General features: G+C 36.8%; 17 protein-coding genes. 7 read left to right on the top strand and 10 right to left on the bottom strand.

The features are described from left to right. On the bottom strand, nucleotides 1-1,029 hold the full coding sequence (locus EXE09_RS04710) for a CobW family GTP-binding protein (protein WP_130116503.1): 1,029 nt from the start codon (nucleotides 1,027-1,029) through the stop codon (nucleotides 1-3). A 462-nt stretch (nucleotides 1,030-1,491) separates the two neighbouring features. Between EXE09_RS04710 and EXE09_RS04705 the strand changes: the two genes are divergently transcribed. From EXE09_RS04705 to EXE09_RS04695, 3 genes are all read left to right on the top strand, one after another. Next, a complete protein-coding gene (locus EXE09_RS04705) occupies nucleotides 1,492-1,722 on the top strand; it encodes a hypothetical protein (RefSeq protein WP_087552884.1) in 231 nt (76 codons plus the stop codon). Nucleotides 1,723-2,175: 453 nt separating this feature from the next. Further along, complete coding sequence (locus tag EXE09_RS04700) at nucleotides 2,176-3,783, top strand: bifunctional 3-(3-hydroxy-phenyl)propionate/3-hydroxycinnamic acid hydroxylase (RefSeq protein WP_130116502.1); 1,608 nt, start codon at nucleotides 2,176-2,178, stop codon at nucleotides 3,781-3,783. Nucleotides 3,784-3,995: 212 nt separating this feature from the next. After that, the gene (locus EXE09_RS04695; RefSeq protein WP_130116501.1) at nucleotides 3,996-4,838 is read left to right on the top strand and encodes a hypothetical protein; all 843 of its coding nucleotides are present in this window, start codon (nucleotides 3,996-3,998) and stop codon (nucleotides 4,836-4,838) included. A gap of 76 nt (nucleotides 4,839-4,914) precedes the next feature. On the opposite strand, the gene EXE09_RS04690 is transcribed toward EXE09_RS04695, so the two are convergent. Further along, nucleotides 4,915-5,523, bottom strand: coding sequence for a glutathione S-transferase family protein (locus tag EXE09_RS04690; RefSeq protein ID WP_130116500.1), 609 nt, complete (start codon nucleotides 5,521-5,523; stop codon nucleotides 4,915-4,917). 149 nt (nucleotides 5,524-5,672) lie between these two features. After that, the gene (locus EXE09_RS04685) at nucleotides 5,673-6,404 is read right to left on the bottom strand and encodes a GntR family transcriptional regulator (RefSeq protein ID WP_130116564.1); all 732 of its coding nucleotides are present in this window, start codon (nucleotides 6,402-6,404) and stop codon (nucleotides 5,673-5,675) included. 121 nt (nucleotides 6,405-6,525) lie between these two features. Between EXE09_RS04685 and EXE09_RS04680 the strand changes: the two genes are divergently transcribed. Further along, nucleotides 6,526-7,815: an SLC13 family permease gene (locus EXE09_RS04680; protein WP_068975771.1), complete on the top strand. Its 1,290-nt coding sequence runs from the start codon at nucleotides 6,526-6,528 to the stop codon at nucleotides 7,813-7,815. Between the two features lie 7 nt (nucleotides 7,816-7,822). Next, nucleotides 7,823-8,626, top strand: coding sequence for an amidohydrolase family protein (locus EXE09_RS04675; protein WP_130116499.1), 804 nt, complete (start codon nucleotides 7,823-7,825; stop codon nucleotides 8,624-8,626). A gap of 95 nt (nucleotides 8,627-8,721) precedes the next feature. On the opposite strand, the gene EXE09_RS04670 is transcribed toward EXE09_RS04675, so the two are convergent. The 3 genes from EXE09_RS04670 to EXE09_RS04660 are packed head-to-tail and all read right to left on the bottom strand — an operon-like array spanning nucleotide 8,722 to nucleotide 11,410. After that, entirely contained in the window at nucleotides 8,722-9,615 is an 894-nt protein-coding gene (locus EXE09_RS04670; protein ID WP_130116498.1) for a LysR substrate-binding domain-containing protein, read from the bottom strand. A gap of 10 nt (nucleotides 9,616-9,625) precedes the next feature. After that, nucleotides 9,626-10,837: an MFS transporter gene (locus EXE09_RS04665; RefSeq protein WP_130116497.1), complete on the bottom strand. Its 1,212-nt coding sequence runs from the start codon at nucleotides 10,835-10,837 to the stop codon at nucleotides 9,626-9,628. Next, on the bottom strand, nucleotides 10,838-11,410 hold the full coding sequence (locus EXE09_RS04660) for a TetR/AcrR family transcriptional regulator (RefSeq protein WP_130116496.1): 573 nt from the start codon (nucleotides 11,408-11,410) through the stop codon (nucleotides 10,838-10,840). A gap of 245 nt (nucleotides 11,411-11,655) precedes the next feature. On the opposite strand from EXE09_RS04660, the gene EXE09_RS04655 reads away from it, so the two are divergent. Next, nucleotides 11,656-11,997: a hypothetical protein gene (locus tag EXE09_RS04655; protein WP_130116495.1), complete on the top strand. Its 342-nt coding sequence runs from the start codon at nucleotides 11,656-11,658 to the stop codon at nucleotides 11,995-11,997. A gap of 267 nt (nucleotides 11,998-12,264) precedes the next feature. On the opposite strand, the gene EXE09_RS04650 is transcribed toward EXE09_RS04655, so the two are convergent. From EXE09_RS04650 to EXE09_RS04640, 3 genes are all read right to left on the bottom strand, one after another. Next, nucleotides 12,265-12,786, bottom strand: coding sequence for an acyl-CoA thioesterase (locus EXE09_RS04650; RefSeq protein WP_068975777.1), 522 nt, complete (start codon nucleotides 12,784-12,786; stop codon nucleotides 12,265-12,267). Between the two features lie 147 nt (nucleotides 12,787-12,933). Next, on the bottom strand, nucleotides 12,934-13,116 hold the full coding sequence (locus tag EXE09_RS04645; protein ID WP_130116494.1) for a hypothetical protein: 183 nt from the start codon (nucleotides 13,114-13,116) through the stop codon (nucleotides 12,934-12,936). Nucleotides 13,117-13,320: 204 nt separating this feature from the next. After that, nucleotides 13,321-14,307: a patatin-like phospholipase family protein gene (locus EXE09_RS04640; RefSeq protein ID WP_130116493.1), complete on the bottom strand. Its 987-nt coding sequence runs from the start codon at nucleotides 14,305-14,307 to the stop codon at nucleotides 13,321-13,323. Nucleotides 14,308-14,446: 139 nt separating this feature from the next. Here EXE09_RS04640 and chrA point away from each other — a divergent pair, with 139 nt between their 5' ends. Beyond that, nucleotides 14,447-15,652: a chromate efflux transporter gene (gene chrA, locus EXE09_RS04635; RefSeq protein WP_130116492.1), complete on the top strand. Its 1,206-nt coding sequence runs from the start codon at nucleotides 14,447-14,449 to the stop codon at nucleotides 15,650-15,652. Nucleotides 15,653-15,693: 41 nt separating this feature from the next. Here chrA and gltS read toward each other — a convergent pair whose 3' ends face one another. Beyond that, on the bottom strand, nucleotides 15,694-16,929 hold the full coding sequence (gene gltS / locus EXE09_RS04630; protein ID WP_130116491.1) for a sodium/glutamate symporter: 1,236 nt from the start codon (nucleotides 16,927-16,929) through the stop codon (nucleotides 15,694-15,696). Nucleotides 16,930-17,278: the final 349 nt, after the last annotated feature.

Genomic DNA, 17,278 nt, shown 5'->3' with positions numbered 1-17,278 from the left:
TTACTGATTTATTTCAGCTTGATCAATCCGACAATTCAACAAAGCAGTTTCAAAACTCTCCCAATCTCTATGATCTGAGCCCGTTGTATTTTGAATAATGATTTCAATGCGATTATCTAAACTTTCTTCACCTGACTTATAGTTCAAGTCTTCTGGATTGAAATTGAATGTCATCCAACCTTGATTGGTATTAAAAATCCCTTTTATTCGTAACCAATCTTTTTGCTCACATAACACATCGAGTAAATCGTAAAAATCAAACGTCCATCGTTTGGAAAATTTCCAACCTGCAACCGTATAACCATTTGAAGTTTCAACATAGTGATATGGCAATTGCTTAATCACTGGAAATTCTGCATCCGCAGAAAGCTGTTTTTGCACTTGAATCAAAGGTACAACTTTTCTTTGAATACCTTGATGAGGCACATCGAGCTGTGAAATTTCAATATTGCCCTGTTCTGCCAATAACCATGTTTGAATAGACGTTAGATAATCTGCTTTAAAATGATGAAGCTTCTGTTGATCTGCATCTTTCATTGAATCTGCATGGGAAACCACCACAATTTGCCCAGCTTTGAGCTGGTCTTGAAATAAATCTTGCTGAATAAATGCCTCATCATGTAGACGACTACCATCCACAACTGTCACTAATGCGCGCATATCAATTTGCGACTGCCAATGCGGTTCGGTTAACTGTTCTAAAAGCTGTGCGGGATGTCCTAAACCCGTCGGTTCAATAAATAAGCGATCAGGTTGTTTCTCTTGAATTAAGCGTGATAACGCAATTTGCATTGGCAACTGCCCTGCACAACACAAACAACCGCCCAATAGCTCTTTGACTTCATAGCCCGAATCTTGCGGTAATAATTGTTGATCGACCCCAATTTGCCCAAATTCATTCATCAAAATTGCCCAAATTTCCCCTTCAGGCTTCTGTTGAAGTAGATGTTGTAATAAGGTGGTCTTTCCTGCACCTAAAAAGCCAGAAATGATATGGGTCTTTACTGTTTTTTGCGCAAGAATCTTCAAAGTATCAACTCAACGTTATGAAATATGACGGGTTATAAGAAATTAGAACACGGTCTATTATGATTCAAAATCTGTGTGAAAGTTACGATTTAAAATCTATTTTTTAGATAAAAATATCTAAAAAAATTCAAAACTCCAATACTACATTCATAAACCATCCACATTCAATGTTGAGTCTAAGTAAAAAATGAGATTAATTTTTAACCAAATTTTCATATTTTCATACACTTTAAGCGCTTCATAAAAGCGATTTATTCACAAAATTATTACATAAGATAAGGCTTTGTTTTAAACACGTAACTCGTACTGTTTCGCTTTGTTGTAAAGGTTGATCAATTTTTATTCTGCACTTAGCATGGTTTTACTCCTTGTGAACTGCAACGCATTTAACACTCGATGCTCTCACAAGACTTTTACGCTTAAGACGATTAAATCGTCATTTAATGAACAAAGGATGCCACAATGAATTTAGTTAAAACACTTTTAGCAACTACCCTTGCTTTAACAGCTTTCTCAACATTTGCTGCAAAAGAAAAAGCAGCACCAGCAGCTGAAGAACAAGTTGTTGTTTCTACTCAAGAACAACCAACTGCTTCTGAAGAAACTCAAGCTGCGGGTCAACCATCTGCTCAACCTGCAACTGAAAGTGCTGCTGAAGCACCTGCTACTTCAGCACCACAAGCTGGTCAATAATTAATTTTTATTGATAAACAAATCTCTCCAGAGATCACATCAGATTATTTGAAAAGATAATCTGGATAAAAAGACTAAATCATGCTGCGATTTAGTCTTTTTATTTTGCATATACTATCTAAAATCAACTTTTCAATTTTTATCCAAGCTGTCTATCTTCCAAAGCCATTTAGATACAAAAGCAATCACAGTGAAATGTTTTAAATATAAGTATAATTTTCAATGAAGAACGATAAGATAAATTCCTTTTCATTGATAGTTTAAAAGAATCATTGAATTAAAAATGAATATGCTTAATTTCAAAATAAACCAAATAAAAACAAAACATTATTCAATACTCCATTTTTTAAGCACTCAAATTCACAACGAGTTATCCACTATGGCATAGCTAGGCTTAGCCCCTCATTTCAGTCATTAATATGAATATGTTGTGATTTGAATGGAATAATCGCTGTGAGTTCAAAGATTGATTACACCACGCAAGTGGCTATTTTAGGTGCGGGTCCTGTAGGTCTGACAATTGCCAATTACTTAAGCAAACAAGGCGTATACGTGACTGTGGTCGAGCAACTGGACAGTTTAATTGATTACCCGCGTGCGATTGGGATTGATGATGAATCTCTGCGTACCATTCAGTCACTGGGTCTGGTGGACAAAGTCCTGCCACATACCACGCCAAATCATGCAATGCGTTTTCTAACCCCGAAAGGTCGTTGCTTTGCCGATATTCAGCCATTAACCCGTGAATTTGGTTTTTCACGTCGTAATGCCTTTATTCAACCGCAAGTGGATAATGTGTTATTACAGGGTTTAAAACAGTATGAAAATACGCAGGTTTTATTCTCACGTCATTTAGACGAGTTCACTCAGGACGCCAATGGCGTCACGCTGAATATTAAAAATAAAGATGGCAATCAAGAAGTCATCCATGCACAGTACTTAATTGCCTGTGATGGAGGGAACTCAATTGTCCGTCGTACTTTAAATATTGGTTTCGATGGTAAAACAGCACCGAACCAGTGGATCGTGATTGACATTGAAAATGACCCATTAGCAACTCCGCACATTTACTTGTGCTGTGACCCTGTTCGTCCTTATGTGTCAGCTGCCTTACCTCATGGTATCCGTCGTTTTGAATTTATGGTGATGCCTGGCGAAACCCAGGAAGAACTGAGCAAACCTGAAAATATTGCCAAACTTCTATCTAAAGTTTTACCAACCACAGATGGTATCGAAGTGATCCGTCAGCGTGTCTATACCCACAATGCACGTATTGCAGATAAGTTCCGTGTAGATCGTATTTTACTTGCAGGTGATGCTGCGCACATCATGCCAGTATGGCAAGGTCAGGGCTATAACAGCGGTATGCGTGATGCCTTTAACCTAGCATGGAAAGTGGCTTTAGTCGTTCAGGGTAAAGCAACACCTGATCTGCTGGATTCTTACCAGGTTGAACGTAAAGACCATGCCAAAGCCATGATTGATCTTTCTGTCATGGCAGGTCATGTACTTGCACCACCGAAAAAATGGCAAGGTTTTGTCCGTGATGGAATTGCTTATGCATTGAATTACATCAAACCAATCAAACAGTATTTACTGGAAATGCGTTTTAAACCGATGCCGAAATACAATGATGGTGCTTTGATTCAAGATCATCGTAAAGATTCTCCAGTCGGTAAAATGTTCATCCAACCACAAGTTCAACTTGAAAATGGTCAAACAATTTTACTCGATGAAGTGATTGGGAATGACTTTGCTGTAATCGCTTGGGGTGTAGATCCGAAATGGGGCATCAATGATACCAATATGAAAGTATGGCAATCTTTGGGTGTGAAGTTTATTCAGGTGCTTCCTGCTGTGCAGCTGGGCAATGAAAAACGTAAAATCCATGATGGTGTAATCACGATTGGTGATACAGGTACAGAAATCCGCTCATGGTTTGGTAAAACTGATCAAGCAATGGTGATTTTACGTCCTGACCGTTTCGTGGCTGCACTTGCCATCCCACAAACCATGAATACTGTCAGCCAGCAACTGTTCAGTAAATTGCATGCGAAGTAAGCTGTAAATACTGCTCAATTTTTTAAAATCACCGTGTTTAAAACATGGTGATTTTAAATACCAATAATTCATGTACCTATATCTGTTTTTTATTTTTCACATAAATTTTATACCAATATTTTTCATTCAAACATATTTCTGTCAATAAAAAAGCTGTATTGAAGAATAAATTTACGCATAATACCCACATTCAAATTAAATCATTTATTCTTATGAAAAAAATTATTTTACTTGCATGTATTACAGCACTCACTGCGTGCTCAAAACCGACATCTGAACAAAATAATACATCAACATCCTCCGATCAGATCATTGCCTTACAGCCTTCAAAAAATACACTGGACAGTACCCGCTTTACCCGCAGTGAGGAAGCTGGTCCTTTGTGTCCAGAAAACTCATTACAATGTTATACCTATGCACAAGAACAGATTCGCGCTAAATATCCTGATTTAATCCAAAAAATTGGCGATGGCATCAGCATTAAACTTTTTAATGGGACAATTAAAAAATATATGCCAAGCAGAGGTAAAGAAGACCATCCAGAATACTGTGAAGTATGTTCCTATACAGTTATCAATGAATATCCTGCTATTGATTCCTTGCTCTTACATACACAATATTATGAAGGAGCAGGTTATACCTTGCTGAATTTAAAAACGGGAACAGAAACTCATCTGTCAGGCATACCTACATTCAGTCCTGACTATAAATATATGCTCAGTATTAACAGTGATCTGGAAGCAGGCTATACGGACAATGAACTGAATATTTATCAAATTGATGAAAAAAATGACACTAATCTCATTTTTGAAGCCACAAAAACCATCCCTCAATTTCAAGCAGAAAATAATGTCGGCTTTTCTGCTGCAACATGGCTGGAAAACACGAAATTTATTGTCCAGTCAGACTATCTTTCAGATAGTGAAAACTATTCCAGTGAATATCCACATAAATTTTATCAATTCAGTCTGATGAAAAGCGATGCAACACCACACTGGTCTGTCGAAGCACTATCAGAAGAAACCTATAACAAACTTAAAGATCAACAACATTGATCAACTCTATTTTCAGGCTTTAAACCGGCGGCTATCAACAGCCGCCGTTGTCTGTTCCAACCTTTCCATTGAAGGTCTAAACCGCCTGAAACCACTGTACATCCTTCACTGAATCACGTTGCTGAATCAGCTTTAAGAAGGGTTTAAATTCATCCAGATACGGCACAATTTTAAAAGAAATCGCAAAAACCAGCCAATACGCCAGAAACAGATCCGCTGCAGAAATTTTATCTCCCAACAGATATGGATTTGCTTTACTCAGTCCTGCCTTTATAAAATCATAAACCAATTGTTCTGAACCAAAACTTAGACTGCCCTTTTTTTCAGCAGCCAATTCAGGTGAAACATTTAAACTTTTAAAATCCATCATCTCAGTCATCGGTCCATGACAGAAGAATAACCATTTCAAATATTCACCACGTTTCGGATCATTCAATGCAGGTGCAAAACCTTTCTCAATAAACTTATCTGCTAAATAGGCAAAAATTGCAGGTGTTTCTGAAATGACTGAATCACCATCCACCAAAAAAGGGACTTTACCCATCGGATTTAAAGCCAAATATTCAGGCTGGCGCAGATCTTTATATTCCACCTGAATGATTTCGACCTGATTTTCAATGTCTAATTCTTTAAGTAAAGGTAGCAGTGTATTTCCGCGGGAGTGCGCATTGGTATAAAGTTTCATTATTCTGACCCGATTGATGCTGTTTTTATGGAATAAGAATAGCGCAAATCAGATGTTTTTATGTACAGGAATAATGAAACAAAATGATGAAAATATCATCAGCATACCGTGATGTATCCTGATGATGAGTCAACTAAGAAAACACAAATTTAGTGAATCGTAATCTCATAATTAAAATTTTCAGCAAAGCCCAAAGATTCACGATATTCAATCGGATGCCCTTGAATGTCTTTAGCAATACGGCACACTTGTACTAAAGCTTCTGACAATTGATTGGCTAAGTACGGATCTTGAAGATTCTTTTTAAAAGAAAGTTGTTCCACCGCTGAAGAAACAAATTGCCCACATTTTTCATAATAAAATGGATAAAGCAGATTCGCGAAATCTTTTAATGCAACCTCTTTGAGCGCTGAAAACAACTGCGCTGACAGCCAAATTTTCTCACTTAAAACCACCACATTTTCATTCAAACGCACACGTTCGATATAAATCAATGGATCGTTTTCACTCAGTTGTAATTTTTGATTGATTGCGGGAACTGCCTCAATAATTTCCAGTTTTTTAATTTCACCGATTGGCTGTACATCTTCACCGAATTGATTACGCATCCGAAAAAAACGCATCAGAGATGTTGCAAAGTTAGGCTGTCTTAAAAATGTTCCTCGCCCTTGCGATTTCACCAACAAACCATCTTCAACTAATCCTTCAACGGCTTTACGTACTGTTCCGACAGACACGCTATACATGTTGGCTAATTCTTGTTCAGATGGAATAGGTTCATCAATCATCCATTTAGACTGAACTAAAAGCTTTTGAATTTGCCAACGTACTTGCTCGTAACGAGGCAATTTAAAATTTTTAAATGCATTTTCATCAAGCATTTGCATAACTATTACAAAATGAGGATTTGACAATCATAACACAACATACTTTAATACAAACATCTAAACATATATATGTTTGTATGTTTATGAGTCATATACTGTCAAGGAGAGATGACAAATGACGATGCTTATTCTTGCTGCTTTAGCCATATCCATTGGCTTAGGTTACGTGACGAAAATCAATATCGGATTTTTTACGATCATTTTTGCCTATTTGATTGGTTGTTTTGGTATGGGACTCAAACCATCTGAAATCATCGAACTTTGGCCAGTAAAAATTTTCTTTATTATTTTTTCTGTGACCTTGTTTTATAACTTTGCCCTTGCCAATGGTGCACTAGAAAAGCTTGCCAGTCATCTCCTGTATAAATGTCGGAAATTCCCACAGTTATTGCCTTTGGCAGTGTTTTTTGCCTCAACCATCATCGCGGCTTTAGGTGCAGGTTTCTATACCGTCTTAGCCTTTATGGCACCGATCACCCTATTGTTATGCCGTAAAACCAATATGAGCATGATTATTGGCGGTATGGCGGTCAATTACGGTGCGCTTGCAGGTGCAAACTTTATGACCTCGCAAAGTGGCATTATTTTCCGTAGTTTGATGGAAAATGTCGGCATTGATAGCGCAACCAGTTTCAGCTATGCCACAGGTATTTTTGTAGTGACACTGGTTATTCCGATTGTTGTATTGGGCATCTACACTTTATGGAATCGAAATAGTAATTCGATTCATATTGAAGATACACCACCTGAAGCATTTGACGAAAAACAGAAAAAGTCTATCGCCCTAATTATTGGCATGATGGCGATTGTTTTGATCTTCCCGATTTTAAATTTATTGATGCCAGATCAACAGACCATTGCCTTCTTAAACTCAAAAATTGATATCGGTTTTATTGCCATCATCTTTGCCCTGATCAGCCTTTTCATGAAACTTGCCGATGAGAAAAAAGTCATGGCATTGGTTCCTTGGAACACTTTAATCATGATCTGTGGTGTCGGCATGCTCATTGCATTGGGTGTAAAGCTCGGCGTCATTACGCAACTGTCTGATTGGTTAGCCAATAACGTGCCGATTTGGTTGATCCCGATTCTGATTTGCTTGATCAGTGCCATCATGTCTGTTTTCTCAAGCACTTTAGGTGTGGTTACACCGACGCTTTTCCCGATTGTACCTGCGATTGCACTTGCTTCGGGCTTAAACCCTTTGGTCCTTTTCCTTTGCATCGTTGTTGGTGCGCAAGCTTCCGCCATCTCCCCGTTTTCGTCTGGCGGAAGCCTAATTTTAGGATCAGCACCCGCGGATGTTGATAAAAACCAACTCTTTAATCAACTGTTATTTAGAGCTGTTCCTATTGGTTTAATCGCAGCTTTGATTGCAGTACTGATACTTAAATTTGTAATGTGAGATAAAAATGTTTGCTGTTGATACGCATGCCCATGTATTTTCAAAAAATGATCCTTGTATCGCCACTGCACGCTATACACCAGATTATGATGCTTCTGTAGGCGAATATATTGCGCATCTGGATCAACATCATTTAACACATGGCGTTTTAGTTCAACCCAGTTTTTTAGGTACAGATAACCGTGCAATGCTGAATGCTATTGCGCAATATCCTGAACGTCTCAAAGGCATTGCAATGGTCGAGCCAGACCTTTGCATTGATGAATTGGTCAAACTCAATCAGCAAGGTATCGTAGGGATTCGTTTAAACCTATTTGGTAAAGAACTACCAGATTTTTCTACCTCTGCATGGCAGAGCTTGCTTAATCATTTATCTTTTATGAATTGGCAAATTGAGTTACATGCACCGCCTGCATATCTGGTACAGATTTTACCTGTGCTGAGTCCGTATAAACTCAATGTGGTGATTGACCATTTTGGACGTATTGACCCAGTCAAAGGTATTGCAGATCCTGATTATCAAAAACTTCTAAGCATGTTAGAACCTGATCAACACTGGATTAAAGTTTCTGGGTTTTATCGTCTTGGTGATTTCTCTAAAAGTATCTCAATTGCAACCCAAGCCTTTCAATTACTCAAAGAAAAAGGCTTTATGCATAAGTTAATTTGGGGCAGTGATTGGCCACATACGCAGCATGAATCTAAAGTATCTTATGAAACTGCTATAAAAGCATTTAAGACAATCGTTCCTGACCTGAAAGAACAGCAACAGATTCTGGGTGAAAATGCACAAAAGCTATTCTTATTTTAAGACCATAAAACAGTTCTTAAAATTTGAGTACGGAAATAGGGTCGGAATAATTTAAGTTATTCCGACTTTTTTTATCATCTAGCATTTTGATTGACTCAAAACATTTCCATATAAAACTGTTCTTTTAAAATTTTTAAAATCAAAGCAATTGCTTCATTTTTCTGATCTTTACGATAGCTCGCATACAATCCAATCATCGGTAAAGGCTCAATGGTATTTTTCACCACGATCTTATCGCCCAGTAAAGGAATCACATAAGCGGGAACCAGACTCCAACCTACACCCATACCCACCAAATTGACATTTAACAAAATATTGGTCGATTTCTGTACCACATTGACATTTAACTTCGACTGTTTAAAGAAATCTTGAATAATTTTATGCAATTGAGGTGAAGCATCTTCATCACTGATCACAAAATCTTGATGATTAAATTCTTTAATACTCACTGTACGCTGATCTGCAAAAGAAGATGTTTTCGGGATAATTAAAGCCAAAGGTTCTTGGAAAATTTGCACATTCTCAAAATCACCTGACTCATCAGGATAACGAGTAAATGCAATATCAATTTCACCCTTACGCAAAGCACTAAACTGCGCTGAATCCGTCAAACTATGAAAATCAATTTTAATCTCAGGAAAATGCGCCCGAATATTCGGCATGATGTATGGAAATACTTTCATTTCTGCGACAGGAACAAAGCCAATTTTTAACTGATCTTTATTGATATTGGCGATTTGACGTGCATCATAAATGGCTTTTTCAGCATGTTCTAAACTCAACAATGCCTCTTTTAAAAATGCTTTCCCCTCTTCGGTCAACTCAACTTTACGGTTGGTACGAATCAAAAGTTGCACACCAACTTCATGTTCCAAATCTTTAATTTGCTGACTGAGCGATGGTTGTACCGTACACATTCGATGTGCCGCTTTAGTAAAATTTAACTCTTCAGCAACAGCAACAAAATATCTTAAATGACGTAATTCCATAATGCAGTCCTCACTGTACTGAAGTTAACTGTGGTGCAACTTTGGCTTTATAAATGAATAAAGTGACCACGATGATTACAGCGCAAAATAAATAAGTAAAAGAATAGCCCAACTCAGCAATCAATAAGCCCATAAGAACAGAACCGATCGCCATACCAAAGTCGAATAATGTAAAAAAGCTTGCGATGGCATGCCCCATCCGCGCTTTAGGTACGGATTGAATCGCAACAGTTTGAAAGCATGGAAATAATGAACCATAGCCAATCCCGATAAAAATCGCAGACAGCCATAGAATCCATGGATTGGACATAAAACTTACAATCACTAAACCAATAGCAAAGCAAATAAAGGATGGATAAATCACTGAACTCGCACCCTTACGGTCAAATAATTTTCCAACCCATGGTCTGACAATAATCATTGAAACAGCAAAGATGATGAAAAATAGACTGACATAAGGCAAAAGATGCTTCGACTCTGCATAAGCGGTGATAAAACTCATAATACTGGAATAACTAAAAGCAGTGAGCAAAGCAACAAATCCAATGGGAAGTACTTTAAATTCAATGACATCATGAATTGAAAATTTGTTTTTTTGTTCATGCTCAATATTTTGAGATACATTTTTACTTTGTATTGGAATCAATAGGCAGAAGATAAATCCAATACAAATAATCGCAGTAAGAACTTGAAAAAGTATTTTAAAATCTGAATATTGTAAAACAGATAAGGCAATAAATGGACCAAATACTACCGCCAAATTGGTTGACATCACATAGTAGCCCATGCCCTCACCTTTACGCTGTTCAGGAATAAATTCATTGGCAACAGGCACGGCAACTGTGGTTAGTACACTAAACCAAATACCATGAATGAAGCGTACCAATAACAAAATCCATAAGCTGTCGGCAAATAAATAAGTAAATGCAAACAACATAAATAAAAATTCAGAACCACGAAATGAGAGCTTATGTCCTATTTTTTCAATAATTAAGCCTGAAAATGGACGAATCGCAATGGATGAAATCAAGAATAAGGTTAATGCCAAACCCGCTTCTTTAACCGAACCGCCTAAAGACTTCATGATATAAATCGGCAGAATCGTTAAAAATGCAAAATAATAGGTAAATAAAAACAAATTATTTAAAACACAAAGAATAAATGAACGATTCCATAAACGATCTGGGTTTTGATTTAAATGGGGTGTAGTTGTATTTGACATCTATACCACCTCATCTACGCAACGCGCAGGCGCTAAGATTAAGGTGACAAGCTGATGAATATATTCAGCATTTGGAACTTGATTAAAGAAAATAATTTGATAATGAATGGGTGCATATAAAGTATCGAGCATCAATTCATAAGGATAATCTGCTTTAATTTCTTGTCGTTGTACTGCTAATTCAATCAGTTTTCGAGTCTGTTCACGGCGCGGTAATAAATATTGTTTAAAAAACTCACCTGCTGCTTCACGATGTTCAGCCATCACCACCAATAAAGCACGCCCCACTTGATGATTTAAAGCTTTGGATAACTTCAGTAATTGCTGTTCTAAATTATGCTCAAGACTTTGTGAAAAATCCATTTCAAATACAGCGGCTGTCTGTGCTTTAAAAGTATCAAATACCAGATCAGACTTATGTTTCCACCAACGATAAATCGTTGATTTTCCAACACCTGCTCGTGTCGCAATATCTTCTATGGTCAAGCTACTATATTCATGTTGTTCAAGCGCTTCTACAACAGCATTGAGAATACACTGCTGTCGTCGTGAAGTTTTTTCTATTTCAATCATCCATGCACCAAACGATACGATACGTTTCGTTTTATTCTAAAAAATCTCTAGCCTTTTTATAAATATTTGTTTTATTGATCATAATACTTAAAAACGATCATTGAGACGCGAAGACAGCATTTCTGGATTTATACACAATGTACAAATATTCACATTGAAGACTTATATAATAAATGCTCTACTGAACACGTTCTTTGAACTTCTTTTTATAAATAAAACATCTATTAAAAATCTAAGGAATCAAGATGCTTAAAAAACTCATAGGTCTCAGCTTACTCAGCATACTTTTGGTGGCATGTGGCAAACCCTTACCAACAGATAAACATAGTTATTCAGGGACTTGGCAAAGTGAAGATGGTCGCGTGAATTTAATCATCACGCCAGAAGGTCGCGTGGAATATAGTAATAAACAACCCAATTCAAGCTCATCTGTATCCGCACCGATTACTGAATTTAAAGGCAACAACTTTAGTGCAGGAATTGGACCACTTGCAACTGAGTTTAAAGTTGAACAAGCTCCTCAGCAGACTGCTGAAGGAACATGGACGATGACTGTCGATGGACACGTGCTCAATAAAGTTCAATAAATCCATCTAAAAAATAAAAGATCTCCACTCCACAATGGATAATGCCACTCAATTAAGGTTTTTTGGATCCACCCCATCCCTCCTTTTTCAAAGGAGGGATGAGTAGCCTAGCTACGCAAGATTACAAAAAATCATTTTAGTTACAGGAAGTTCCCCTCTTTTTCAAAGAGGGGTTAGGGGAGATTTTAGGAATCTATCCAATAATTTTTCTTAACTGATCAGCATTATTGACATCGGAGGTCTTTTATTTTCAACTACGAGAATGAATTAACTATGCGATGTCTTTTTATAAATACTGCATGATGGATGATGATTTTCTTGTAAACGTGCCACTTTACGGTGTTCTGCCGCTTCATAACGACAACGTTTCCAATCATTATCCAGATTCAAAGGCGGTACTTGTTGTGGTTTACCATTTTCATCAACAGCAACCATCGTGAAATAACAACTATTGGTATGACGCACTGTACGTTTACGAATATTTTGCGCTTCTACACGAATCCCAATTTCCATAGAAGTACGACCAACATGGTTGACACTTGCAAGGAAACTCACCATTTCACCGACATGAATTGGCTCTTTAAAATTCACTTTATCTACTGAAAGTGTGACGACATAACTACCAGAATAGCGACTCGCACATGCATAAGCGACTTGGTCAAGAAGCTTGAGGATGGTTCCACCATGTACATTACCTGAAAAGTTTGCCATATCTGGTGTCATGAGTACGGACATGGTTAATTCTGTTTGGTCATCTGTAGCTGGGATCATTTGATCTAATGGAGACATCGTATGCTAGACTCTATTTTAGGCAGGAGATATATGCCTATTATTATATATCTTTTGAATTAAAAAACATGCTTAATTCGGCAATTGCTCATTATCTCAATTTATGATTGTAAACATGATCATTTATTTGAAATATATTCTAGTGTTTTATTGACTATTCTCTACTTTTTGAAGCATTTCAGCTGCAATATTGTCATATAGAAGCACTTGTTGATCAGACAAATGATATTGGATTTCATAGGAATGATCATGATTTACTTTAGAAATTTCAAAAACCACTTCAGGCTGAATTGCAATTTTAACTTTGTCACCAACAATAAATTTATTCATCTTTTATCTCATTATGCGATTGTAATGATCAACTTCTTTAATCATTTTATCGCACTTAATAGGGTAAAATTATAATAAATTTAAACTCATTGGTAAATTTAAAAATTTGAAAAAACAGAATTTATCCACATAATTAAAATTTATACTTCAAAAAAAATCTAATCAATAATTACGCTCAACCTAAGAAAATTAAAAGTAAGAACGTTAATTTTGAACTTGCAAATGCTCCTGATTTTGTTCAGTTTTTAACTTAGTCGCAATTACAACATCTAAATCATGCATCCGCTGATTTGCGGCATCAATACCTGCTTGCATGGTATCTAGACGTCCTTTGACATCAAAAATATGTGCTTTTTCACGTAAATCAGGTTGAATCACAATATCCGCATTTTTAAGTTCTTCAGCAGCTAAACGATTCTGCATGATATTGATATTTTGGTTAAACAAGCCCCAGACATTGGTTGTTTCTGTATTAACTGGTTGCGCCAATATATCTACCGCAATCACAATATCTGCACCCAGTTGTTTAGCAATATCCACAGGAACTGGACTCACCAAACCACCATCCACATATTCCTTTCCTTGAATTTTAGTTGGGATAAACATACTTGGAATTGAAACTGAAGCACGTACAGCTTGCCCTGTATTGCCATAGTTAAAAATAGTTTTTTCACCATTTTTAAGCTCTGTTGCAACCACATACATTGGGATTTTCATTTTCTCTAAAGGGGTTTGATTGATCTGTTTGTTGACATAATCTTCAACTTTTTGACCATCAAAAAATCCCTTCATCCCAATTTTAAAATCACGTACATCGCCTACTTTCATATCTAATGCAATTTGACGTAACTGCTCCGCAGATTTACCACTTGCATAAATTGAACCGACAATACTCCCCGCACTGGTTCCAACAATAAAGTCTGGTTTAACACCATGTTGTTCCAATACTTCAATTACGCCAATATGAGCATAACCACGTGCACCGCCACTGCCCAAAACTAGGGCAATGACAGGTTTTTTCTTTGATATTTGTTTAAATTGATAAAAACTTTTATCTAACTTTGAAGTTGCTTCTAAAACAGCTTGCGATTGCGGTACTTTTGCCTGTTCATTTTTAACAGGTGTAACACTGCATGCCGTTAAAGACAAAGCACAAAAAACAGAAATTAAAGTTTTATTTAACAATAACATATATTCTCGTATTGAAATAACAATCAAAGCTCTCTTTATGTAAACATAATTTATGAAAATTTGCTGTTGTATTTATTTAAACTGTCATCTTTTTCACATAAATTAAGAGACGTTATGGTCAAAAAATAATGATTTGTGTATGCCTAGATTATTTGAAATATTTTGGATTTTTTTAAAATTAGGCTGTACTAGCTTTGGTGGTCCTGCTGCACATTTGGTATTTTTTAAGCATACTTTTGTTGAGCAAAAAAACTGGTTGAGTGAACAACAATATGCACAGCTACTTGCCCTGACTCAATTACTACCAGGCCCCAGCAGTAGCCAAATGGGGATGGCGATTGGTTTCTTAAAACAAAGCTATAGTGGTGCAATTGTTGCATGGCTGGGTTTTACGCTTCCCTCTGTCTTATTAATGGCTTGCTGTGCTTTGATCGTACAGCAACAACCACACATTTTCGATTCTGCATTGTTTTCCACACTCCAATCGATACTTTTAGCCATCATTATTTTTGCTTTTTGGCAAATGTTTAAAAGTTACTGCAAAACTAAATTTCAATTTACATTAATGTGTTTGAGTACTGTTATTTTAATACTGATTACTAATACATGGATTCAGTTTGCACTCATTTTTACAACGGGTATCTTTTCATTATTCATCACACACCATCAAAAAAACCATCAGAAAGTTCATCCCCAAATTGAGCAAAAACAGAATGCTTCACTATTTGAATTTTCTTACTCAAACAGCTATATCTGGTTAATCATTTTTCTCATACTATTTTTTGCCTTATGGCTCGGGCAATTATTCACAAGTTCTATACTTTTACAATCAAGCTTTGATTTTTATAAAACGGGTTCATTGGTCTTTGGTGGGGGACATGTGGTACTACCAATGTTACAGCAAGACTTTGTGAATACAGGATTAATTAACCATAAAAATTTTGAATTGGGTTATATGCTTGCACAGTTTATGCCTGGACCATTATTCACTTTTGCAAGCTATCTAGGTGCATTTTTACCATTCACAGATTCAACAATACTCAATATCGGCATTGCAACGATCGCTATTTTTATTCCCTCATTTTTCTTTATTTTTTTAGCTTTACCCTATTGGTCTAAATTACTTGAAAATATCTATATTCAAAATATGGTGAGTTTAATTAATGCTGTTGTCGTGGGCTTTATTTTGTCAATCATCATTCCTATGGCAGAAAAATCACTACTTAGCGTTCAGAATATATTTTTCACTTGCCTGATGTTGCTTAGCTTAAAACTTAAAATATCAATATTTATTAGTGTTCCAGTCATTCTTCTCATCCACTATGTGTGGATCAATATGGCATAAAAAAAGCCAGTGAATGCACTGGCTTGATTAACTTCTTCGACTTAAGCGATGAATTTTAAAATCAATTGAATCACTGTGGCATTAATCAAATCAACGAAGAATGCACCACATAATGGAACGATCAAAAATGCTTTATGTGAAGGTCCATACATGTTAGTAATGGCTTGCATATTGGCAACCGCTGTCGGTGTTGCACCCATACCAAATCCACAATGCCCTGCTGCCAATACTGCTGCATCATAGTTTTTACCCATAACACGGAATGTCACAAAGGCAGCGTATAAAGCCATTGTCAATGTCTGTGCGGTAAGAATAACTACAAGAGGCCCTGCAAGATCAGCTAATTGCCAAAGTTTTAACGATAGAAGCGCCATTGCTAAATAAAGTGACAATGCGGCATTACCAAATACATCAATCGCACGATCAAACATTTTAATGCGAAGTACACTTTCGAGTATGTTACGGAGAATTACCCCACCACCAAGAGCCCACACAAATGTCGGTAACTCAAACCATTGCCCTTTACTATAACCTGTCATAAAGTCTGCAAAAGCCAAACATGCCGCGAATAAACCCAATGTGGTAATCGCATTATCAGCCGTAATTAAACGAACTTGATGTGGGTATTCAAATGGTACGTATTCACCGAGCTCTGTTACCGCTTCTTGATTGGTTTCATTGATTTGATGTTGCGTTTTAGGGCTCGATAATTGATAGCGGTTAATCAGTAATTTCGCGAGTGGCCCACCGATAATCCCACCAATGATCAAACCAAAGGTCGCACTTGCCATACCGAGTGCTAAAGCACCTTGAATCCCGTGCTGAGTCTCTAGAATTTCGCCCCAAGCCCCTGCTGTACCATGTCCACCTGTGAGGGTGATAGAACCTGCGATTAAGCCAACTAATGGATCTAGCCCCAATACTGTTGCCAAGCCCATACCCACAAAGTTTTGCACCATGATGAATGACGCAACACAGATCAAGAAGATCACAAGCCCCAAACCACCTTCTTTCAGTTTGGCAAAGTTGGCACTTAAACCAATCGAAGCGAAGAAAACCAACATGAAACTGGTTTGTAACTCGCTACTTGTAGTGATGCTATATCCCCACAAATTATGTACCAATAACGAAACAATCGCCGCAACAAGACCACCCGCGACCGGTTCAGGGATATTATACTTACGTAGAAAGTCGATTTTATTGACAAGGAAGCGCCCCAATAACAATACAATGACTGCTGCAATCAACGTATAGAAGGCATTAAAAGAAAATTCCATAGTAATTATCCATTCTTTGGTTGTATTTTTTGCTGTAAAGTAATCCTGTTTTATCCTACTAAACTTTGCAGTCACACATGATTAACGGTTACTGAATCACCCGACAGACACAACAAAAAATAAAAAAAAGGTCGACTTTCAATATTGAAAATCAAAGATTTTTAGAAATGAGTTTAGAAATAGACAGAGTTACAATGTTGTAAAAACTTAGACAAAAAAATGGTCATCCTGTTACTCCTATCCTTGATAAAAGATCATTTCATCAAACAATGAGAAATACAGTTTTGAAAAACGGATTGCTTTTTAAAACTGGCCAAGCATGTGATCTATCATCCCGATAGCATCAGTA

Origin of the sequence: Acinetobacter sp. WCHAc060025 (assembly GCF_004209355.1) — a bacterium.
Taxonomy (GTDB): domain Bacteria; phylum Pseudomonadota; class Gammaproteobacteria; order Pseudomonadales; family Moraxellaceae; genus Acinetobacter; species Acinetobacter wuhouensis.
This window is presented reverse-complemented; position numbering and strand designations above follow the sequence as displayed.